The sequence below is a fragment of the Flavobacterium suncheonense GH29-5 = DSM 17707 genome, assembly GCF_000430025.1.
GTDB classification, from domain to species: Bacteria; Bacteroidota; Bacteroidia; order Flavobacteriales; family Flavobacteriaceae; genus Flavobacterium; species Flavobacterium suncheonense.
Genome location: NZ_AUCZ01000003.1, coordinates 197,410 through 220,394, shown reverse-complemented (window position 1 = coordinate 220,394; position 22,985 = coordinate 197,410). Strand labels below are relative to the sequence as shown.

General features: G+C 41.3%; 17 protein-coding genes and 1 tRNA gene. 15 read left to right on the top strand and 3 right to left on the bottom strand.

The window, feature by feature from the left end:
- Nucleotides 1–18 precede the first annotated feature (18 nt).
- The 11 genes from G498_RS0101185 (at nt 19) to G498_RS0101135 (ending at nt 14,010) form a co-directional block, all read left to right on the top strand.
- A tRNA-Trp gene (locus tag G498_RS0101185) sits at nt 19–90 on the top strand.
- A 14-nt stretch (nt 91–104) separates the two neighbouring features.
- The gene (gene secE, locus G498_RS0101180; RefSeq protein ID WP_026979455.1) at nt 105–302 is read left to right on the top strand and encodes a preprotein translocase subunit SecE; all 198 of its coding nucleotides are present in this window, start codon (nt 105–107) and stop codon (nt 300–302) included.
- A gap of 10 nt (nt 303–312) precedes the next feature.
- Entirely contained in the window at nt 313–864 is a 552-nt protein-coding gene (gene nusG, locus G498_RS0101175; protein WP_026979454.1) for a transcription termination/antitermination protein NusG, read from the top strand.
- 66 nt (nt 865–930) lie between these two features.
- A complete protein-coding gene (gene rplK / locus G498_RS0101170) occupies nt 931–1,368 on the top strand; it encodes a 50S ribosomal protein L11 (protein WP_026979453.1) in 438 nt (145 codons plus the stop codon).
- Nucleotides 1,369–1,388: 20 nt separating this feature from the next.
- Nucleotides 1,389–2,078 (top strand): 50S ribosomal protein L1, encoded by a 690-nt coding sequence (gene rplA, locus G498_RS0101165; RefSeq protein ID WP_026979452.1) that lies wholly within the window; start codon nt 1,389–1,391, stop codon nt 2,076–2,078.
- Between the two features lie 22 nt (nt 2,079–2,100).
- Nucleotides 2,101–2,595 (top strand): 50S ribosomal protein L10, encoded by a 495-nt coding sequence (gene rplJ, locus G498_RS0101160; protein ID WP_026979451.1) that lies wholly within the window; start codon nt 2,101–2,103, stop codon nt 2,593–2,595.
- 52 nt (nt 2,596–2,647) lie between these two features.
- The gene (gene rplL / locus G498_RS0101155) at nt 2,648–3,019 is read left to right on the top strand and encodes a 50S ribosomal protein L7/L12 (RefSeq protein ID WP_026979450.1); all 372 of its coding nucleotides are present in this window, start codon (nt 2,648–2,650) and stop codon (nt 3,017–3,019) included.
- Nucleotides 3,020–3,278: 259 nt separating this feature from the next.
- Nucleotides 3,279–7,091, top strand: coding sequence for a DNA-directed RNA polymerase subunit beta (rpoB, locus tag G498_RS0101150; protein WP_026979449.1), 3,813 nt, complete (start codon nt 3,279–3,281; stop codon nt 7,089–7,091).
- Between the two features lie 68 nt (nt 7,092–7,159).
- Nucleotides 7,160–11,458, top strand: a complete 4,299-nt coding sequence (rpoC, locus tag G498_RS0101145; protein WP_117616549.1) for a DNA-directed RNA polymerase subunit beta' — start codon at nt 7,160–7,162, stop codon at nt 11,456–11,458.
- Between the two features lie 90 nt (nt 11,459–11,548).
- Nucleotides 11,549–11,860: a DUF3467 domain-containing protein gene (locus G498_RS0101140; RefSeq protein WP_026979447.1), complete on the top strand. Its 312-nt coding sequence runs from the start codon at nt 11,549–11,551 to the stop codon at nt 11,858–11,860.
- 89 nt (nt 11,861–11,949) lie between these two features.
- Nucleotides 11,950–14,010 (top strand): T9SS sorting signal type C domain-containing protein, encoded by a 2,061-nt coding sequence (locus G498_RS0101135; protein WP_131387712.1) that lies wholly within the window; start codon nt 11,950–11,952, stop codon nt 14,008–14,010.
- A 48-nt stretch (nt 14,011–14,058) separates the two neighbouring features.
- Here G498_RS0101135 and G498_RS0101130 read toward each other — a convergent pair whose 3' ends face one another.
- Together G498_RS0101130 and G498_RS0101125 are read right to left on the bottom strand one after the other, a co-directional pair.
- Nucleotides 14,059–14,274: a hypothetical protein gene (locus G498_RS0101130; protein ID WP_026979445.1), complete on the bottom strand. Its 216-nt coding sequence runs from the start codon at nt 14,272–14,274 to the stop codon at nt 14,059–14,061.
- A gap of 64 nt (nt 14,275–14,338) precedes the next feature.
- Complete coding sequence (locus G498_RS0101125; RefSeq protein ID WP_026979444.1) at nt 14,339–15,928, bottom strand: peptide chain release factor 3; 1,590 nt, start codon at nt 15,926–15,928, stop codon at nt 14,339–14,341.
- Between the two features lie 231 nt (nt 15,929–16,159).
- Between G498_RS0101125 and G498_RS0101120 the strand changes: the two genes are divergently transcribed.
- The 3 genes from G498_RS0101120 (at nt 16,160) to G498_RS0101110 (ending at nt 20,558) form a co-directional block, all read left to right on the top strand.
- Nucleotides 16,160–18,127 carry a peptidylprolyl isomerase gene (locus tag G498_RS0101120; protein ID WP_026979443.1) on the top strand — a complete coding sequence of 656 codons (1,968 nt, stop codon included), beginning with the start codon at nt 16,160–16,162 and terminating at the stop codon, nt 18,125–18,127.
- Nucleotides 18,128–18,163: 36 nt separating this feature from the next.
- Nucleotides 18,164–19,528, top strand: coding sequence for a peptidylprolyl isomerase (locus tag G498_RS0101115; protein WP_026979442.1), 1,365 nt, complete (start codon nt 18,164–18,166; stop codon nt 19,526–19,528).
- Nucleotides 19,529–19,604: 76 nt separating this feature from the next.
- Nucleotides 19,605–20,558: an AAA family ATPase gene (locus G498_RS0101110; protein ID WP_026979441.1), complete on the top strand. Its 954-nt coding sequence runs from the start codon at nt 19,605–19,607 to the stop codon at nt 20,556–20,558.
- 33 nt (nt 20,559–20,591) lie between these two features.
- On the opposite strand, the gene G498_RS0101105 is transcribed toward G498_RS0101110, so the two are convergent.
- Nucleotides 20,592–21,734, bottom strand: coding sequence for a hypothetical protein (locus G498_RS0101105; protein ID WP_026979440.1), 1,143 nt, complete (start codon nt 21,732–21,734; stop codon nt 20,592–20,594).
- 32 nt (nt 21,735–21,766) lie between these two features.
- On the opposite strand from G498_RS0101105, the gene G498_RS0101100 reads away from it, so the two are divergent.
- Nucleotides 21,767–22,879 (top strand): acyltransferase family protein, encoded by a 1,113-nt coding sequence (locus G498_RS0101100; protein ID WP_081694187.1) that lies wholly within the window; start codon nt 21,767–21,769, stop codon nt 22,877–22,879.
- Nucleotides 22,880–22,985: the final 106 nt, after the last annotated feature.

The following is a 22,985-nucleotide window of genomic DNA, read 5'->3' as shown; positions in this document are numbered from 1 at the left end:
TGCCGGCTTTTTTAACAAACGGGCGTAGTACAAGGGCTAGTATAGTGGTCTCCAAAACCATTGATGGGGGTTCGAATCCCTCCGCCCGTGCAAAAGAAAAAGATATGACAAAAGTTGTTAATTACATATCAGAGGCATTTGAAGAGTTAAAATCGAATGTTACTTGGCCGGAATGGTCTGAGGTACAACATTTAACTGTTGTGGTGGCTGTGTTTTCCGTATTGTTTGCTTTGGCAACTTGGGGGGTTGATACAGTATTTGCAAAAGTATTAGGGGTTTTCTTTAATTGGTTAAAAGCTTAATTTTTTTGATATGTCAGACAATAATGTCAAAAAATGGTATGTCGTTAGAGCAGTAAGCGGACAAGAAAACAAGGTTAAAAACTATATCGAAACGGAAATTAGTCGTTTGGGTATGTCGGATTATATCTCTCAGGTATTGGTACCAACCGAAAAAGTGGTGCAGGTGCGTGACGGTAAAAAAATCAGCAAAGACCGTGTGTACTTTCCGGGTTACGTGATGATTGAGGCTAACCTGACAGGAGAGATTCCTCATATTATTAAATCGATTACCGGAGTAATTGGCTTCTTGGGTGAAACCAAAGGAGGTGATGCAGTGCCTTTGCGTCAGTCGGAGGTAAACAGGATGTTAGGTAAGGTAGATGAACTTTCTGTAAAAGTAGATCACGGCGCCATACCATATGCTGTTGGTGAGACTGTAAAAGTAATCGACGGACCTTTCAACGGTTTCAACGGAACGGTTGAGAAGGTAAATGAAGAAAAGCGTAAACTTGAAGTAATGGTGAAAATTTTCGGTAGAAAAACGCCGTTGGAATTGAGTTTCATGCAAGTTGAAAAAGTATAATATCGTTACATTATAAACTCACATCAATCGCTTCCAATTGATAGATGTGCTAAATTTTTTTAAAAAATGGCTAAAGAAATTAGTAAAGTAGTTAAACTACAAGTTAAGGGAGGTGCCGCGAATCCTTCGCCACCGGTTGGACCTGCTTTGGGGGCTGCTGGGGTTAACATCATGGAGTTCTGTAAGCAATTTAATGCGAGAACTCAGGATAAACCTGGCAAAGTTTTACCAGTACAGATTACTGTGTATAAAGACAAGTCTTTTGATTTTGTTGTTAAAACGCCACCGGCTGCAATTCAATTATTGGATGCTGCTAAAATTAAGTCTGGTTCAGGACAACCTAACCGTAAAAAAGTAGCTAGCGTTACTTGGGATCAAATTAGAACTATTGCTGAAGACAAAATGGCAGACTTAAACGCTTTCGAAATCGAAAAAGCAATGAGTATGATTGCCGGAACAGCTAGATCTATGGGTATAACAGTATCAGGAACTGCTCCTTTTTAATCTTTAATTAAGAAAAAGACATGGCAAAATTGACAAAAAAGCAAAAAGAGGCTGCAGCAAAAATTGAGAAGAACAAATTGTACTCTTTGAAAGATGCATCTGCATTAATCAAAGAAGTTGCTTCTGCAAAATTTGATGAGTCAGTTGATATCGCAGTAAAATTAGGTGTAGATCCACGTAAAGCGAATCAAATGGTAAGAGGTGTGGTTTCTTTGCCGCACGGTACAGGTAAAGACGTGAGAGTATTGGCATTGGTTACTCCGGATAAAGAGGCTGAAGCTAAAGCTGCCGGTGCAGATCACGTAGGATTAGATGACTATTTGCAAAAAATCAAAGACGGTTGGACAGATGTTGATGTAATCATCACAATGCCTGCAGTTATGGGTAAATTAGGGCCATTAGGTCGTATTTTAGGACCTCGCGGTTTAATGCCAAACCCTAAAACTGGTACTGTAACTATGGAAGTAGGTAAAGCAGTAGAAGAGGTAAAATCTGGTAAAATCGACTTTAAAGTAGATAAAACGGGAATCGTTCACGCCGGAATCGGAAAAGTATCTTTCGATGCTCAGAAAATCCAGGAGAACGCTCACGAGATTATTCAAACATTAATTAAATTAAAACCAACTGCAGCAAAAGGAACTTATATTAAGTCTATCCACATCTCAGCTACAATGAGTCCTGCAATTGCTTTAGATCCTAAAGCAGTATAATTGGTAGTTAAAAGTTTTTAGTATGACTAGAGAAGAAAAATCAATCGCTATTGAAGATTTAACTGCACAGTTAGCTGGTGTGAATGTTGTGTACTTGGCAGACATTTCCGGACTTGATGCAGATACTACTTCAAACTTAAGAAGAGCTTGTTTTAAAGCAGGTATCAAATTAGAAGTTGTTAAGAATACATTGCTTGCAAAAGCTATGGAGTCTTCTGAAGCTAACTTCGGGGAACTTCCGACGGTTTTAAAAGGAAACACTTCAATCATGATTGCAGATACAGCGAACGCTCCTGCAAAAATCATTAAAGAGTTCCGTAAAAAAGGCGACAAACCTTTATTGAAAGGTGCTTACATCAACGAGGAAATCTACATCGGAGATAACTTACTTGATTCGTTAGTATCCATCAAATCGAAAGAAGAAGTTATCGGAGAAATCATCGGATTGCTTCAGTCCCCAGCTCAGAGAATTATCTCTGCTCTTCAGAATCAGAACAAAGAAGAGGCAGCTGAATAAATTGCGCACTAATTAATTAATATATTACAAATCATTTTAAAAGATAGAAAAAATGGCAGATTTGAAACAATTCGCAGAACAATTAGTTAACTTAACAGTTAAAGAAGTTAACGAATTAGCAACAATATTAAAAGATGAGTACGGTATCGAGCCTGCTGCTGCAGCTGTAGTGGTTGCTGCTGGTGGTGGTGATGCTGGTGCTGCTGAAGAGCAAACTGAATTCACTGTAGTATTGAAAGATGCTGGTGCTTCTAAATTAGGAGTTGTTAAAGCGGTTAAAGAATTAACTGGTTTAGGTCTTAAAGAAGCTAAAGATTTAGTAGATGCTGCTCCGGCTAACGTTAAAGAAGGTGTTTCTAAAGACGAAGCTGAAGGATTGAAAAAAGCTTTAGAAGAAGCAGGAGCTGTAGTTGAGTTGAAATAAGCTCACTCAAGTTATAAAAGCAAGGTTTAGGCCCTGAGATTACCTCTCAAAGGCCTAAACCATTTTGCGTATAATAAATTATTGAAAATTGTTTTGAAATAATTTGTGTTGCGCACTGTATTTAATCCATACGAAGAAAGAAAATGAAATCCTCACTTTCTGTTCATTTTCAGAGATGTATCGATTATATGAAGAAAGTATAATTACACTGTGTTATTACACAAAAAACTACTTTTTTTAATCAAAATTTTGTCCATTGATGTTAGCAAATCAGACTGAAAGATTAAATTTCGCCTCGACGAAAAACATCCCTGACTACCCGGATTTTCTGGATATTCAGGTAAAATCTTTTAAGGATTTTTTCCAATTGGAAACCAAATCCGATGAGAGAGGAAACGAAGGGCTTTACAATACCTTCATGGAGAACTTCCCAATTACGGATACCCGAAACCAGTTCGTGTTGGAATTCCTAGATTATTTTATTGATCCGCCAAGATATACAATTGAAGAGTGTATAGACCGAGGGTTAACGTACAGTGTGCCGTTAAAAGCGCGTTTGAAACTGTATTGTACAGACCCGGAACATGAAGATTTTGAGACAATTGTACAGGATGTTTACTTAGGAACCATTCCTTACATGACGCCAAGCGGTACGTTTGTAATCAACGGAGCGGAGCGTGTGGTAGTATCTCAGTTGCACCGTTCTCCAGGTGTGTTCTTCGGGCAGTCTTTCCATGCCAATGGAACCAAATTGTATTCCGCTAGGGTAATTCCTTTTAAAGGGTCCTGGATTGAATTCGCTACCGATATCAACAGTGTAATGTACGCGTATATCGACAGAAAGAAAAAATTACCTGTAACGACTCTGTTCCGTGCCATCGGATTCGAGCGTGACAAGGATATTCTTGAAATTTTTGACCTTGCTGAGGAAATCAAAGTTTCAAAAACAGGTCTTAAAAAATACATCGGACGTCGTCTTGCTGCGCGTGTTTTGAACACTTGGCATGAAGATTTCGTTGACGAAGATACTGGAGAAGTAGTATCGATCGAGCGTAACGAAATTATCTTAGACCGTGATACGCTTTTAGATAAAGACAACGTAGAGGAAATCGTAGACGCTAATGTGAAGTCCATTTTGTTACATAAGGAGGATAACAACCAGGCGGATTACGCAATCATCCACAACACGTTACAAAAAGACCCGACAAACTCTGAAAAAGAAGCTGTTGAGCACATTTACCGTCAGTTGCGTAATGCAGAACCGCCTGATGAGGAAACGGCTCGCGGTATTATCGATAAATTGTTCTTCTCAGATCAGCGTTACAACTTAGGTGATGTAGGTCGTTACAGAATGAACAAAAAATTAGGTTTGGATATTCCTATGGACAAGCAGGTGCTTACCAAAGAGGATATCATCACTATCGTGAAATATTTGATTGAGCTAATCAACTCTAAGGCAGAGATTGATGATATCGATCACTTATCAAACCGTCGTGTGAGAACTGTTGGTGAGCAATTATCTGCTCAATTCGGAGTAGGTTTAGCGCGTATGGCCAGAACTATCCGTGAGCGAATGAACGTTCGTGACAATGAGGTGTTTACGCCAATCGACTTGATTAACGCGAAAACCTTATCATCCGTTATTAACTCATTCTTCGGAACCAACCAGTTGTCTCAGTTCATGGATCAAACGAATCCATTAGCGGAGATTACCCACAAACGTCGTTTATCGGCATTAGGACCTGGAGGTTTATCCAGAGAGAGAGCCGGTTTCGAGGTTCGTGACGTTCACTATACACACTACGGACGTCTATGTCCGATTGAAACTCCGGAGGGACCAAACATTGGACTTATTTCCTCATTAGGAGTATATGCGAAAGTAAATGGAATGGGATTCATCGAAACACCGTACCGTAAGGTTGAAAATGGTGTAGTTGATTTAAAATCTGAGCCTGTTTATTTGAGCGCTGAAGAAGAAGAAGGTAAATTGATCGCGCAGGCAAACATTGATATGGATGCTAATGGTAAAATTACAGCGGAAAGAGTCATTGCTCGTGAAGAGGGTGACTTCCCGGTATTAGAGCCTACAGCCGTTCACTATACCGACGTAGCACCGAACCAGATCGCTTCGATTTCCGCTTCGTTGATTCCGTTCCTGGAGCACGATGACGCGAACCGTGCATTGATGGGATCGAACATGATGCGCCAGGCCGTACCATTGTTACGTCCTGAAGCACCAATTGTAGGTACCGGTTTAGAGCGTCAGGTGGCTTCCGATTCCAGAGTATTGATTAATGCAGAAGGAAACGGAGTAGTGGAATATGTAGACGCGAATCAAATCACCATCAAATACGACCGTACCGATAAGGAAAGAGCGGTAAGCTTCGATCCGGACGAGAAAACGTATCAATTAATCAAATTCAGAAAAACCAACCAGAGTACCTCTATCAACCTGAAACCAATCGTAAGAAAAGGGGACAGAGTGGTGAAAGGACAAGTACTTTGTGAAGGATATGCCACGCAAAACGGAGAGTTAGCTTTAGGTAGAAACCTACAGGTAGCGTTTATGCCTTGGAAAGGGTACAACTTCGAGGATGCGATTGTAATTTCTGAAAAAGTAGTTCGTGATGATATTTTCACCTCCATCCACGTAGACGATTACTCGTTAGAGGTTCGTGACACGAAATTGGGTAATGAAGAGTTGACGAACGATATTCCAAACGTTTCAGAAGAGGCTACCAAAGACTTGGATGAAAACGGTATGATCAGAATCGGAGCCGAGGTGAAACCGGGTGACATTCTAATCGGAAAAATTACACCAAAAGGAGAATCCGATCCGACTCCGGAAGAGAAATTGTTAAGAGCAATCTTCGGAGACAAAGCGGGTGATGTGAAAGACGCTTCCTTGAAAGCTTCTCCATCGCTTCACGGTGTGGTTTTAGATAAAAAATTATTCGCGAGAGCGGTAAAAGATAAACGTAAGCGTTCCAAAGACAAAGACGATTTAGCGGTTCTTGAAGCTGAATTTGAAGTGAAATTCGTTCAGTTGAAAGACAAGTTGGTAGAGAAATTGTTTGAAATCGTTAACGGAAAAACTTCTCAGGGCGTAATGAACGATTTGGGTGAGGAAGTATTGCCGAAAGGTAAGAAATACACGCAAAAAATGCTTTACGCCGTAGAAGATTTCGCGCACTTAACAAAAGGTCAGTGGACTACAGATGAAGAGTCAAATGCCATGGTAAATGACTTGATCCACAACTATAAAATTAAGTTAAACGATTTACAGGGAGCGTTAAGAAGAGAGAAATTCACGATTACTGTTGGAGACGAGTTGCCATCAGGAATCCTGAAACTTGCTAAAGTATACATCGCTAAGAAACGTAAACTGAAAGTGGGAGATAAGATGGCAGGACGTCACGGTAACAAAGGTATCGTGGCCAAAATCGTTCGTCAGGAAGATATGCCATTCTTAGAAGACGGAACACCGGTAGATATCGTATTGAATCCGCTTGGGGTACCATCCCGTATGAACATCGGACAGATTTACGAAACCGTATTAGGATGGGCAGGTAAGAAATTAGGGAAGAAGTTTGCCACACCGATTTTCGACGGAGCTTCTTTAGACCAGATCAATGCCTTAACCGACGAAGCAGGTGTACCAAGATTCGGACATACGTATCTGTATGACGGAGGAACCGGAGAGCGTTTCCACCAGCCGGCCACCGTGGGTGTAATCTACATGCTGAAATTAGGGCACATGGTAGATGATAAGATGCACGCACGTTCTATCGGACCTTACTCGTTGATCACGCAACAGCCTTTAGGAGGTAAAGCACAGTTCGGAGGTCAGCGTTTCGGAGAGATGGAGGTTTGGGCTCTTGAGGCGTACGGTGCATCAAGTACTTTACGAGAAATCTTGACAGTTAAATCAGATGACGTAATCGGTAGAGCGAAAACTTACGAGGCCATCGTTAAGGGTGAAACTATGCCGGAGCCAGGATTACCGGAATCATTCAATGTATTGATGCATGAATTGAAGGGTCTTGGATTAGACATCAGATTAGAAGAATAATTTCACGGAAGCTGTTTTCGGACGGCTTCCTTTTAAAGTGTTTTTTATAAATCGATAGCACGTTTATCATGAATAGAAATAAAGATAAAAATACGATCAAAAGATTTAACAGGATTTCCATCGGTCTTGCTTCTCCTGAGTCGATTTTGGCTGAGTCAAGAGGTGAGGTTCTAAAACCGGAAACCATCAATTATCGTACCCACAAACCTGAGCGTGACGGACTTTTCTGCGAGCGAATCTTCGGTCCTGTAAAAGATTACGAGTGTGCCTGTGGTAAATACAAAAGAATCCGTTACAAAGGAATCGTTTGTGACCGCTGTGGTGTGGAAGTTACGGAGAAAAAAGTACGTCGTGACCGTGTAGGACACATCAACCTGGTGGTGCCTATCGCGCACATCTGGTATTTCCGTTCTCTTCCGAACAAAATCGGATACATTTTAGGATTGCCGTCTAAGAAATTAGACATGATCATTTACTACGAACGTTACGTAGTAATCCAGCCGGGTATTGCAAAAGGTCCGGACGGAGAATCCTTAAATAAATTAGATTTCCTAACCGAAGAAGAATACCTGAACATTCTGGATTCACTTCCGATGGAAAACCAATATTTAGACGATAACGATCCGAACAAATTCATCGCGAAGATGGGTGCGGAATGTATCATGGACTTATTGGCCCGTACCGATTTAGACGCGTTGTCTTATGAATTGCGTCACGCGGCGAATAACGAAACGTCTAAACAAAGAAAAACCGAAGCGTTAAAACGTCTTCAGGTAGTAGAATCGTTCCGTGAAGCGAACCAGAATCGTGAAAACCTTCCGGAATGGATGATTTTAAAAGTGATTCCGGTAATTCCGCCGGAATTACGTCCGTTAGTGCCGTTGGATGGTGGGCGTTTCGCGACTTCGGATTTGAACGACTTATACCGCCGTGTGATTATCCGTAACAACCGTCTGAAACGCTTAATGGAAATCAAAGCACCGGAAGTAATTTTGCGTAACGAAAAACGTATGTTACAGGAATCTGTAGACTCGTTGTTCGACAACACCAGAAAAGCTTCTGCGGTTAAAACCGAATCGAACAGACCGTTAAAATCCCTTTCGGATTCCTTAAAAGGAAAACAAGGACGTTTCCGTCAGAACTTATTAGGTAAACGTGTGGATTATTCGGCGCGTTCGGTAATTGTTGTAGGACCGGAATTGAAAATGTACGAGTGTGGTCTTCCGAAAGACATGGCAGCCGAATTGTACAAACCATTCGTTATCCGTAAGTTAATCGAGCGGGGAATCGTTAAAACCGTTAAATCAGCTAAGAAAATCATCGACAAAAAAGAGCCGGTGGTATGGGATATCCTTGAAAACGTAATCAAAGGACACCCGGTACTGCTTAACCGTGCTCCTACTTTGCACCGATTAGGTATTCAGGCTTTCCAGCCAAAACTGATCGAAGGTAAAGCAATCCAGTTGCACCCGTTAACCTGTACGGCATTCAACGCGGATTTCGACGGTGACCAGATGGCGGTTCACTTGCCGTTAGGACCGGAGGCTATTTTAGAGGCACAATTGTTAATGTTGGCTTCCCACAATATCCTTAACCCGGCGAATGGTGCGCCTATCACGGTACCTTCTCAGGACATGGTTTTGGGTCTTTACTATATGACCAAAGAGCGTTTGTCTACCGAAACACACAAAATTTTAGGTGAAGGATTAACTTTCTATTCTGCGGAAGAGGTAAACATTGCCCTGAACGAAGGACGTTTGGAATTGAATGCCCGTGTGAAAGTACGTGCCAAAGATTTCAACGAAAACGGAGAGTTAGTATATAAAATTATCCAGACTACTGCAGGTAGAGTATTATTTAACGAGGTAGTTCCGGAAGAAGCAGGATACATCAATGAAGTATTGACTAAAAAATCGTTACGCGATATCATCGGTAAAATTTTAGCAGTAACCGATGTGCCTACAACCGCTGCCTTCCTGGATAACATCAAAGATATGGGATATCGTTTCGCATTCCGCGGAGGATTGTCTTTCTCTTTGGGAGATATCAAAATTCCGGACCAGAAACAGGATTTGATTGCCGATGCCAACGAGCAGGTGGAAGGTATTACCATGAACTATAACATGGGACTTATCACCAACAACGAGCGTTACAATCAGGTAATCGACGTTTGGACTTCAACGAATGCTTTATTGACCGAATTGGCGATGAAGAACATTAGAGAAGACCAGCAAGGATTCAACTCGGTATACATGATGTTGGATTCCGGAGCGCGTGGTTCGAAAGAACAGATTCGTCAGTTAACCGGTATGCGTGGTTTGATGGCTAAGCCGAAAAAATCAACTGCCGGAGGTGGTGAAATTATCGAAAACCCGATCTTGTCAAACTTTAAAGAAGGTCTATCCATCTTAGAATACTTCATCTCTACGCACGGTGCCCGTAAAGGTCTTGCGGATACGGCGTTAAAAACAGCGGATGCGGGTTACTTAACCCGTCGTTTGCATGACGTATCTCAGGATGTTATCGTAAACTCTGTAGATTGTGGTACTTTAAGAGGTGTTGAGATCTCAGCATTGAAGAAAAATGAAGAGATTGTTGAAACGCTAGGTGAAAGAATCTTAGGACGTGTTGCGCTTCAGGATGTGGTAAATCCATTGAATGGAGAAGTAATGGTTCAGGCCGGTGAGCAGATTACAGAAGCGGTTGTTAAAGAAATCGAAGCTTCTCCAGTTGAGAGAGTAGAGGTTCGTTCTCCGCTTACCTGTGAGGCAGAAAAAGGAATCTGTGCTAAATGTTACGGAAGAAACCTTGCAACCGGTAAGATGACGCAGAAAGGTGAAGCCGTGGGTGTTATTGCGGCACAGTCCATCGGTGAGCCGGGTACACAGTTAACACTTCGTACGTTCCACGTAGGAGGGGTTGCAGGAGGTATCTCTGAAGAATCAAGTATCATTGCACGTTTCGGCGGTAAACTGGAAATCGAAGATTTGAAAACGGTTAAAGGAGAAGATAACGAAGGAAACGTTGTGGATATCGTAATCTCCCGTTCTACCGAATTGAAATTAGTAGATGAAAAAACAGGTATTGTTTTAAATACACATAATATTCCTTACGGTTCCAGCATTTTTGTAAAAGACGGCGACGTAGTTGAAAAAGGTGCAACCATCTGTAAATGGGATCCGTATAACGGGGTAATCATCTCTGAATTTACCGGTAAGGTAGCTTACGAAGATATCGAACAAGGACAAACGTTCATGGTTGAAATCGACGAGCAGACCGGATTCCAGGAGAAAGTTATTACCGAAGGAAGAAATAAAAAATTAATTCCTACTTTATTGATCTACGGAAAAGACGGCGAACTGATCCGTTCGTACAACTTACCGGTAGGCGCTCACTTGATGGTTAACGACGGTGAGAAGATTAAAGCAGGTAAGATTTTAGTAAAAATCCCTCGTCGTTCTTCGAAAGCGGGTGATATCACAGGAGGTTTACCAAGAATTACCGAGTTGTTAGAAGCTCGTAATCCTTCGAACCCGGCTGTAGTATCCGAAATTGATGGTGTGGTATCGTTTGGTAAAATCAAACGCGGTAACCGTGAAATCGTGATTGAGTCTAAATTTGGTGAAGTGAAGAAATACTTAGTAAAACTTTCGAACCAGATTTTAGTACAGGAGAATGACTTCGTAAAAGCAGGTATGCCGTTATCCGACGGAGCCATCACTCCGGAAGATATCTTAAGAATCCAGGGGCCATCTGCTGTTCAGCAGTACTTGGTAAATGAGATTCAGGAGGTTTACCGTTTACAAGGGGTAAAAATCAACGACAAACACTTTGAGGTAGTAATTCGTCAGATGATGCGTAAAGTACAAATTCAGGATCCGGGCGATACCTTGTTCTTAGAAGAGCAATTGGCACACACCTCTGATTTTATCGCAGAAAACGACAAATTATACGGAATGAAAGTGGTGGAAGATGCCGGCGATTCTCAAAACTTAAAACCGGGTCAGATTGTATCGCCAAGAGAGTTACGCGACGAAAACTCCTTGTTGAAACGTAACGATCAGAATCTGGTAGTGGCAAGAGATGTCGTTCCAGCAACTGCTACTCCGGTACTTCAGGGTATCACAAGAGCTTCGTTACAAACTAAATCGTTTATTTCTGCGGCGTCGTTCCAGGAAACAACAAAAGTATTAAACGAAGCTGCGGTAGCCGGTAAAGTTGACGATTTGGAAGGATTGAAAGAGAACGTTATCGTAGGACACCGAATTCCGGCCGGAACCGGTATGAGAGATTACGACAACATCATCGTAGGTTCTAAAGAAGAGTTCAACGAATTGTTGGCCGCCAAAGAAGAATTTAATTACTAAGATTTAAAATTCTTTATTATATTTATGAATCCCAGTGGTGAATAACCGCTGGGATTTTATATTTTAGCATTATCTAAAACTATTACAATAATGAGTGATAAAAATACCAATCAAGGGCAAATCAATATTGAGCTTGATGAACAGACAGCAGAAGGGATTTATTCCAATTTGGCCATCATTAATCATTCCAATACCGAATTTGTGTTGGATTTTGTGAGCATTATGCCGGGGATGCCAAAGGCAAAAGTAAAGTCCAGAATTGTTTTGACACCACAGCATGCCAAACGTCTGTTAAGAGCATTAGGAGAGAATATTCATCGATTTGAGGCAGCTCACGGTGAAATCAAAGAAGCAGAACAGCCACCGATTCCTTTGAATTTCGGTCCAACCGGTCAGGCGTAATATTGTTTGTTGATTATCAAATAATTGACTTATATTTGTATTGATTTTCGAATCTTAATCAAAGCCCAATTATATAAAATCACTACTAAATGCACATTTTCCGAAATAGTACTTTCCGACGATTGTCGGTAATTGTCGTCTTTTTGCTTGCAAATTACGGCAATGGTCAGGTAGTTTTCAATAACGACTTAGACCAGATTACCTCTGATGTTTGTACCGGTACCTCTAAAAAAATTGCTGTGAGTACTGTCAGTGGTACTTGTACGCCTTATGCCGGAAACGTCAATTCGGTTGTTTTTACTTGGCAGGTGGAATCGTCGCCGGGTGTCTGGCAAAATATAACGGCCTTTTCAATTTCGGGAATAACCTATGATACGGAGCAACGGATAAATGCCGGAGGGACGGTGATTTCAAGTATTCTCACCATTAATGTGGCTTACGGAACAGATGAAGCTACATGGAATTACAGGGTTTTAGCTCAGGGTTCCGGAGGGTGTGCTTTGGCAACTTCTTTAAATGAGGCTATTGCAGTAAAGAAAAACCGTTGGCTTGGGACTGTAAGTTCGGCATGGAGCGATCCCAATAACTGGAGTTGCAGCAGGGTTCCTGCCGCTATCAGCAGTGCGATAATTCTTCCGGCTGCCAATAATCCGGTTATAACTGTAAATGCAGCCGTTAAAGACTTAACATTGCAGCCGGGTAGTGTTTTAACCGTAAATTCAGGATATAATTTAACGGCTTCAGGACCGGTAACAGTTGTCGGAGACGGTAATTTCACACTCCAGAACAATGCAAATTTATTACAGACTACTTATACAGGAAATAATAGCGGGCCAATTCGGGTAGGCAGAAACAGTTCAGCCTTGATGCGACAGGATTATACATTGTGGTCTTCTCCGGTTACCGGACAGAACCTTCTGAATTTTTCTCCTCAAACCTTAACAGGCCGCTTCTACGAGTACAATACTTTAACAAATACTTACAGTGCTGTTAACCCGTCAGCCAATACCTTTCAAACTGGTAAAGGCTATTTAATCCGGATGCCAAATAATCACCCGACAACACCAACCGTTTGGTCAGGACAATTCACGGGTGTGCCGAATAATGGTGATATTACGCTGTCATTGGTAAACGGCGGGGCAGGATTCCGTTACAATGCTATCGGTAACCCGTATCCGTCACCCGTAAAGATGAGTAACTTCGTGAATGCTAATTCCACAAAAATTACCGGAACGCTTTATTTCTGGCGAAAAACTAACAATACGGCAACAGAACCCGGGTATTGCACCTGGACATTGGCCGGTTTTGTAAGCAACGGAGAAGCACAGGTGGTGAATCCGAATGGTATTTTAAGAACAGGTCAGGGATTTATAGTGGAAATGGTTAACAGCGAAACCAGTGTACTGTTTAACAATGCAATGCGTGTAGCCAATAATGCGGATCAGTTTTTCAAAATCACTTCGGATGACAGTGACGAATTAGCAGGCGATAAATTCTGCCTGAATATTGTCAGTGACGCCGGGGTTAAAAACCAAATGCTGTTAGGCTATTTTGATGTGGCTACCAACGGCGTAGATTTCGCCATAGACGGTAAGGCGATTGAAGAAACTTCAGTGGCTTTGAGTACGCTTATTGGAGGTGAAAAATATTTAATTGAAGGCAGGGCGCCGTTTCAGAATGAAGACGTTGTTCCTCTGTATTTTAATACGGATGCAGCCGGTCAGTTTACCATTTCACTCGAACGTTTGGAAGGTTTGTTCTTGGGAAGTCAGGAGATTTATCTGAAGGACAATGTTGCCAATGTAGTGCATAATCTGAAGGCCGGAGCGTATGTTTTTACTTCAGGTGCCGGAGCTTTTTCCAACCGGTTTGAGATTCGTTATACAGACAGCAGTTTAGGAGTACAGCATCCGGATTTAGGTGCTGCAAATGTAATTGCTTATGTGGCCGATAACAGTCTTGTGGTAAAAAGCAATGCCGAAGCCATCGAAGCGGTTCAGGTTTTTGATGTTCAGGGCAGGTTGCTGACAGAAAAGAAAAACATCGATACGACATCAGCCATTGTTCCGTTAACAGGTAACAAACAGGTCTTGCTGGTTAAAATAGCAATCCGAAACGGTCTTGTTGCCACCCGAAAAATTATCTTTTAAAGAAATTAAATCAATAAGAATAAAAAAACCGCCTTCAAGGCGGTTTTTTTATGTCGTCTGTCTGTTATTTCTGAAATAGTAAGCGGCATATAAAACTCCGAACAGTGCCAGAAGTAGCAGCTTCGTGTTGATGGGTGCCGAAGGAGGAGGATCATCGTCTTCCAGGCCGCCGCTGCCATCATCGGTTCCCGGCTGGGCAAATACTACAAAATCAGTCATAAAAAGAAAACTGAAAATGTAAATTTTTAATAAGGTCGATTTCATTTTAGTTTTTTTAGGGTAGCAAATATATTAATTCTCTTCACTACTTTGATGTTCAGCTTGTTAATTATTCAAATTCCGATGTAAAATGCAGTTTTACTGTAGGATATTTACTCTGTGTCATCTGAATCGAGAAATCCGAATCGGCTAAAAATACCAATTGCCCGTATTTGTCTTTCGCTAAAAATTTCTGTTTGATGCGTTTGAATTCGGCAAATTCTTCGTTTTTAGGATCTTCCGGTTTTACCCAGCACGCTTTAAAAGCCGGGAAGTTCTCATACGAACATTTTGCTCCGTATTCGTGTTCCAGACGGTATTGAATTACCTCATACTGCAGCGCTCCAACAGTTCCGATTACTTTTCGGTTGTTCATTTCCAGGGTAAATAACTGCGCCACACCTTCGTCCATCAGCTGATCGACTCCTTTTTCCAGCTGTTTGGCTTTCATCGGATCGGCGTTGTTGATGTAGCGGAAATGCTCCGGAGAGAAACTTGGAATTCCTTTGAAATTCATGATTTCACCTTCCGTTAAAGTGTCACCGATTTTGAAGTTCCCGGTATCATGTAAGCCTACAATGTCACCCGGATACGAAATGTCAACGATTTCTTTTTTCTCGGCAAAGAAGGCATTCGGACTGGAGAATTTTAAGTTTTTCCCCAAACGCACGTGCAAATACGGTTTGTTTCTTTCAAAAGTTCCGGAAACGATTTTTACGAAGGCCAGACGGTCGCGGTGTTTCGGATCCATATTGGCGTGAATTTTAAAGACAAAACCTGAAAATTTAGGTTCTTCCGGTTTTACTTCACGGGTGTCGGAATCTTTCGGTCTTGGCGTCGGTGCAATTTCGATAAAACAATCCAGCAACTCGCGAACCCCGAAATTATTTAAGGCAGAACCGAAGAAAACCGGCTGTAATTTGCCCTCAAGATAATCTTCACGGCTAAAGGCAGGGTAAACTTCCGAAACCAGTTCCAGTTCCTCACGCAGTTTGTTTGCGGGTTTTTCCCCGATTATTTTTTCCAGTTCAGGATTGTTTACGTCGTCGAATGCGATGGTTTCTTCAATGTTTTTACGGCTGTCTCCTTCAAACAGGTTGATGTTTTTCTCCCAGATGTTGTAAATCCCCTGGAAGTCATACCCCATGCCAATTGGGAAACTAAGCGGCGTTACGTGAAGTCCCAGTTTTTTTTCCACTTCGTCCATCAAATCGAACGCGTCTTTACCTTCACGGTCTAATTTGTTGATGAAAACAATCATCGGGATGTTGCGCATACGGCATACTTCCACGAGTTTCTCGGTTTGTTCCTCAACCCCTTTGGCTACGTCAATTACCACGATTACACTGTCCACAGCGGTTAAGGTCCGGAAAGTGTCTTCGGCGAAATCCTTGTGCCCCGGCGTATCCAGAATGTTGATTTTTTTGTCTTTATAGTTAAAAGCCAATACGGAAGTTGCTACCGAAATCCCTCTCTGTCGTTCAATTTCCATGAAATCGGAAGTGGCTCCTTTCTTGATTTTATTACTTTTTACGGCTCCGGCTTCCTGAATGGCTCCTCCGAACAAAAGCAGTTTTTCGGTTAAGGTTGTTTTACCGGCATCGGGGTGGGAAATAATCCCGAAAGTTCTTCTTCGTTGTATTTCTTTTTGAAAACTCATCAGACAAAAATTTGTGGGTGCAAAAGTAATTATAATTTGCGAGAACTCATTTTATTATCAAAAAAATAGAAAACTTCAGGAATGCTTGTTTTTTGCGCATAATTTTTTGTTAATACAGTGCGGTATGGTTGTATAATAGCTTTGAATTGCTATTTTTGTTGGTCGCAAAACGAAAAACAGTGTTTTGTGGTTTAATTTGTAAAACAACTATTTATAAATACCATCATTAATATGAAATTCAGAAACGTTTTGTTGGGCATGTTTTTAGCCTTGAATAGTGCAGGTCATGCTCAGGAAATCAAAAAAGAAGTACTTTTTACTATTGATGAAAAGCCGTATTACACAGACGAATTTGTAAGGGTGTATAAAAAGAATCTCGATTTGGTAAAAGATGATTCTCAAAAAGACTTAAACCAATATCTGGATTTGTTTATCGGGTACAAACTGAAAGTAGCAAAAGCCAATAAGTTAGGATTGCAGGACGGAGTGGCATATCAGAACGAACTGCGTTCCTACAGAACCCAGCTTTCCCGTAATTATACAACAGATACCAAAGTAACGAAAGAGCTTATTAATGAAGCCTATCAGCGTTCCCTGAAAGAAATCAAAGCCTCACACATTTTGTTTTCCGTTGATGAAAATGCAGCGCCGGCCGATACTTTAAAAGCTTACAATCAGGCCATGGAAATTCGCAAAAGAGCATTGGCAGGAGAGAGTTTTGAGAGTTTGGCCATGCAGTATTCACAAGATCCTTCGGCTAAAGACAATAAAGGGAATCTGGGATGGTTTTCGGTATTCCGAATGGTGTATCCTTTTGAAACGGCAGCTTATAAAACACCGAAAGGAAGTATTTCGATGCCGGCGAGAACCCGTTTTGGGTATCATTTGGTAAAAGTGGAGGACATCCGAGACAACCGTGGTCAGGTTACCGTTGCTCACATCATGACGTTAAACGGACAAAATCCGATTGAGGCCGCTGCTGCAAAAGCTACGATTGAAGATGTTTACAAGAAGTTGAAACAAGGCGAAAGTTTTGAAGTACTCGCACAACAATTCTCGCAGGACAAATCGTCATCAGGGAAAGGCGGGGCTTTGCAGCGTTTCGGATCCGGAGAGTTGAGTTCGGAAATTTTTGAAAATGTGGCCTTTTCGCTGAAAGAGCAGGAGCAGATTTCAGAGCCGTTTCAGTCGGAATTCGGATGGCATATCATCAAACTGCTGGAAAAACATCCGATAAAACCCCTAGAGGAAGTAGAGGCAGATTTCGATGCTAAAATCCGAAAAGACGATCGTTCCAAATTAATCAGTGCCTCGCTGAATGAAAAGCTGCGTAAGAAATATATCGTAAAACGCAACGAAAAAGTGTATGCTAAAGCAGTAGCACTTTTAAACGATAAATACTATAAAAACGAATGGGAACTGCCAACAGACCTTAAAAATTTTAACGAAACGCTTTTGGTGATTAACAAAGACAAAGAGGTTAACGTTCGCGCGTTTTTAAGTTATATGTTTGGACAGCAGAAGCAGAATATGGGTGTCAAACCGCTTTCCAAACTGGCGGATAAACTGTACGGTAAGTTTGTGGAAGAACAATTGTCGGCCTATTACAATGACAATCTTGAAAAAGAGTTCCCGGAGTTTTCCTATGTAATGGATGAGTACCGTGACGGTCTGCTGCTTTTTGATCTGATGGAGAAAGAAATCTGGCAGAAAGCTAAAACCGACACTATCGGATTGCAGAAATTCTACGAATTGAACAAATCGAAATATCAGTGGAAAGAGCGCATTCAGGGAAATGTTTTCTCTTCAACCAAAGCGGATGTTATTAAGAAAGTACAGCAATACCTGAAAAAGAAAAAATCAGCCGATTATATCAAAGAACAGCTGAACAAAGACGGCAAAGTAGACGTTATGGTTAAAACGGGTGTTTTTGAAATCGGTGCAGACGGTTTGCCAAAACTGAAAAGCTATGAAAAAGGAATTTCAGAGATTGTTCAGGAAGGAAATTATTACTTCGTTGCGGCCATCGATGCCAAACTTCCGGTCTCCGATAAAACTCTGGAAGAAGCTAGAGGCCGTGTGATTAACGATTATCAGCAGTATCTGGAGCAACATTGGGTGGATGAACTTAAAAAAGAATTTTCCATTAAAATAAATGACGCTACTTTTGCACGAGTAAAAAGTGAATTAAATAAATAAAAAGAAAAAAACGGCTTAAAGCATAAATAAACGAGAATGAAAGTATTGACAAGTAAGTTGGCCCTGATTTTTGGTGTTACGATTGCCTTTTTAAATCAAATGTATGCGCAACCGAATTCCAAAAAGAAGATCGACGGAGTGGTAGCGGAGGTAGGAGAATATGTGGTGTTGGATTCGGATGTTGATAAGACCTTCATAGAACTTCAGGCTCAGGGTGTTTCAACCGAAGGAATCAGCCGTTGTGAGATGTTGGGAAAACTTTTGGAAGACCGTTTGTATGCCCATCAGGCCATTCAGGACAGTATCGTGGTTACGGATGCTGAAGTGAATGAATACATGAACAATCAGATTGATCAGATGGTGGAGCAAGTTGGCGATATAGATAAAGTAATAAAGTTTTACAATAAAAAGAACCTGGAAGATTTTAAAACCTACTTTTTCGACATCATCAAAATGAATAAACTAACCTCGCAGATGCAGCGTAAAATCATAGATGAGGTTACCATTACTCCGGAAGAAGTAAGAACTTTTTTCAAAAAGATTCCAAAAGACGAATTGCCGGTTTTCGGTGCGGAAATGGAAGTTGCACAAATTGTTGTAAAACCGGTTGTTTCGCAAGCGGAAAAGCAAAAAGTAATCGACAAACTTAAGGAGTTAAAAAAAGAAGTGCAGGAAGGTTCGAGTTTCTTCAGCCGTGCCATTTTGTACTCGGAAGATCCGGGGTCGAAGTCTAACGGAGGATATTATAAGTTAACCAAGAAGACACAGTTCGTAAAAGAATTTAAAGACGTGGCTTTTAGTTTGCAGGAAGGGGAGATTTCCGAACCATTTGAAACTGAATACGGTTACCATATCATTTATCTGGAAAAAGTACGCGGTCAGGAATTGGATGTGCGTCACATTCTGATGGCGCCAAAAGTAACACCGGAAGCCTTAGCGGAAGCCAAAACCAAAATCGAAAGCATCCGCAAGCGCATCGTGGACGGCGAAATTACGTTTGCCGAAGCAGCGCGTCAGTATTCCGATGAAAAAGAAACCCGAAACAGCGGCGGTTTACTGATGAATCCAAGAACCATGGAAACCCGTTTCGAACTTACCAAAATGGATCCAACCTTATACAGTCAGGTTTCTGACTTAAAAGACAAAGAAGTATCGTTGCCATTGATAGATCAGGAGCAAAACGGGAACAGAAGGTATAAACTGATTACCGTTACCAACCGTTTCGAAGAGCATACCGCCGATTTCTCCACAGACTATATGAAGATTAAAGAATTGGCTTTAAAAGAAAAACAGATTAAAGCAGTGGCAAAATGGTCGGAAGAGAAAATCAAAGAAACGTACGTTAAAATCAACGGCGAATACAGAGATTGTACCTTTACCAATAACTGGTTGAAAAAATAAATTTTTAAAAAATCAGTAAAAGAGTTAGTTTTATGACATCATGGAGCTAACTCTTTTTACTTAAAATACGATACAAATGTCGGACGTAGCAGCAATTCAGAATCTGGTAGAAAAGCAAAAAGCGCTTAAAGCGGAAATTGCCAAAATCATTGTAGGTCAGGAAGAAGTGGTCAATCAGATTGTGTTGAGCATTTTTTCGGGAGGTCACGCTTTGTTAATTGGAGTGCCCGGATTGGCCAAAACCTTAATGGTGAATACGATTTCACAGGCCTTAGGATTAGATTTCAAGCGCATCCAGTTTACACCGGATTTGATGCCTTCTGATATACTGGGTAGTGAAATTCTGGATGAAAACCGCAATTTTAAATTCATCAAAGGACCAATTTTTTCCAATATCATTCTGGCGGATGAGATTAACCGTACGCCGCCCAAAACGCAGGCTGCCTTATTGGAAGCGATGCAAGAGAAGGCCGTTACGATTGCAGGACATCATTATAAGCTGGATTTACCGTTTTTTGTATTGGCAACTCAAAACCCAATCGAGCAGGAAGGAACCTATCCGTTACCGGAAGCGCAGTTAGACCGTTTTATGTTTGCCATCAAACTGGAGTATCCGAGTTTTGCCGAAGAAGTTCAGGTGGTTAAATCCACCACGACAGATAATTCTGTAAAAGTAAATCCGTTGTTCACTGCTCAGGAAATCATAGATTTTCAGCATTTAATCCGACGCATTCCGGTTGCGGATAATGTGATTGAATATGCAGTAACCTTAGCTTCCAAAACCCGTCCCGACAATCTGTTAGCAACCGATTTTATCAAAAACTATCTGGATTGGGGTGCTGGACCGCGCGCATCGCAAAATTTGATTCTGGCTGCGAAAACCCATGCCGCCTTAAATGGAAAATATTCACCGGACATTGAAGACGTCCAGGCGGTAGCCACCGGAATTTTACGCCACCGTATCATCAAAAACTACAAAGCCGATGCGGAAGGCATATCGGAAGAAATGATTATCAAAAAATTGTTTTAAATAAAAAGGCTCCGCGTTTGTGGGCCTTTTCTTTTATAGTTGTTTTTGTATTTTTTTGTCTAATTCTTTGTCGTAGAAGAATAAAAACATACTGCCCATCATGTCCTGTTCCACTTTGGAAGTGTTGTGGCAGGTCATCACCAATTCGTATTCGTGATTTTCATACAGCCAAATACCCTTTTCGGAACTGAAGGTTTCGATGTTTTTCAATCCGATGCGGTCTTTGTAATTGGTTACGTTACAGGTGAAAACCGTTTGGTTCGCCGTTTTGTCAAAAACGCTGATAGAAGTCGCGAACGGATGGACGTGTGGTGCCGAAAAGTGCAAACGCAGACTGTCTTTAATCTGCAGTTGTTCCGTAATGGAACTTCGATACGTTTTTACGCCGGTCGGAATCACCCAATGTCCGGATAGCATGTTGCCGGCTTTGTCGCAATACGTGTGGTTTTTCGTTTCCACCGGAATACACTGATTGCTCGCCGGATCCAACGGTCCTTTAAACGGATCGTTTTTGTCAAACGGAAGTTGGATGTACACCGTTCGGGTCATCAGCGGTTTTTGGGTTTTGTTGTACGCTTCGTATTTTACACCGACTTCGTGTTTTACTTTTTTGAAAATTTTTGGTTGGTTGTGGTTCAGCGTTTGCGTGGTTACAAAGAGATAATCTTTCCCAATAATGGGAACGCCGTAACCTTTCGGAAAGTCAAAATGTTCGAGTCCGTGGGAAAGGGAGGTCATTCTCGGATATTGCTTTCCGATGCGGTCGTTCAGTTGCCAATAGGAATAATACTGTGTATCGTTAATATCAACATTCATGTGACAGATGTAGTCGTTCGGAAGCGTTTCGTTAGTAGTGGCGTCTAAAGCTTTTACTTCAAAACCGGTAATCCACAAGAGCTTATTAGAATCTTCCAGTTGAATGTACCGCGAAGCTTTCGGGCCTTCCATCGATTTGTAAATGCCGTCAATGACAAAAGTAGGCGAGAGCATTTTGTACTGTTGCTGCTTGTTGGCAATGGTCCAGTCGCTGTCTACCAGCCTGGTTTTGTGAAGCAGGGTGGTCTTGATAATTGCCTGATGACGGTTGGACAAATTCAGATACACCGTAATTCCAAAAACAGAAGACAGGATGAAAGTAAAAATTAAATATTTGTATATATTTGACCGGTTAAGCATAGCAGACTGTATTCCAAACAAATGTACTATAAATGAGACCAGAAAACCAAAGCACCGCCCGAATATTTGGGCTTGATTTCGTCAGGGCAACCGCAATTTCTTTTGTTTTGTTTTCGCATCTCTATTATTTAATCGGAAGCCAGAACCCTGTTTTGATCTCTCTGAGCGGTCTGTTTGGCTATGCCGGAGTGGAATTGTTCTTTGTGTTGAGCGGTTTTTTAATCGGAACACTACTACTTAAAATGTTCGTGAAAGATTTCGTTACCCCTTCCGATTTGTTTCGTTTTTTTAAAAGAAGATGGTTCCGGACGTTGCCTCTGTATTATGTAGCCCTGCTTCTGAATGTGGCTATTGCGTTTGCTTTCGGGTATTCCAAAGAAGGTATTTGGCGCTATTTCCTGTTTGTGCAGAATTTCAATAAAGATTACATCACGTTTTTTCCGGAATCCTGGAGTTTGTCCGTGGAAGAATGGGCATATTTACTGCTGCCGGTTTTGCTTTTTATCGGTTGGCAACTTTTTAAGAAACAGCCTAAAAGCAGTTTTCTGGTGACGAGTCTGCTGGTCATTCTGGCGCTTCATTGGTTGCGGTATCATCATTATTTAAACCACCGAACCACCGATATGACCGTGTGGAATGCCGAAGTAAAGTCGGTCGTGATTTTCAGAATTGATGCCATAGCGGTCGGTTTTATCGTGGCTTGGGCGCATTTTTATTACGAAGCCGTTTTGCGAAAAATTGCAGTTTATGGTTTTATTGTGGCTGCCCACTTGTTTCTGTTGCAGTTTTTGGTGTTGAATGTAATGAGTGTTGATATTTTTTCCGCTCCGGTTTATTTTCATGTGTTTTACTTCACATTGACGTCATTTACTTTTGCCCTGGCGTTACCCTTTTTTATCTTCTGGAAATCGTCTGCAACAGTTATGGGAAAAATGATTACCGTGATGAGTAAGATCTCCTACGCAGCCTATCTCATTCATTATTGCATTATGAGTGCTTTGCTGAAATACCTGATGAGTTATCTCGGGTGGACTCTTTCGTCTTTTCCGCTGATTTTGATTTATCTTTTCCTGACCCTTGCGGTCTCCTATCTGCTTCACCGCTACTTCGAAAAGCCAATTATGGATATGCGCGACCGGTGGTGATTCTGCCGATTTGACAATTTTAAAGAAACTTTTTTTCGAATTCGGTAAAATATTTTTTAAAAATTAAGAATTCGTAAAATAATCAGTGCTTTTAAGTGTTTCGATG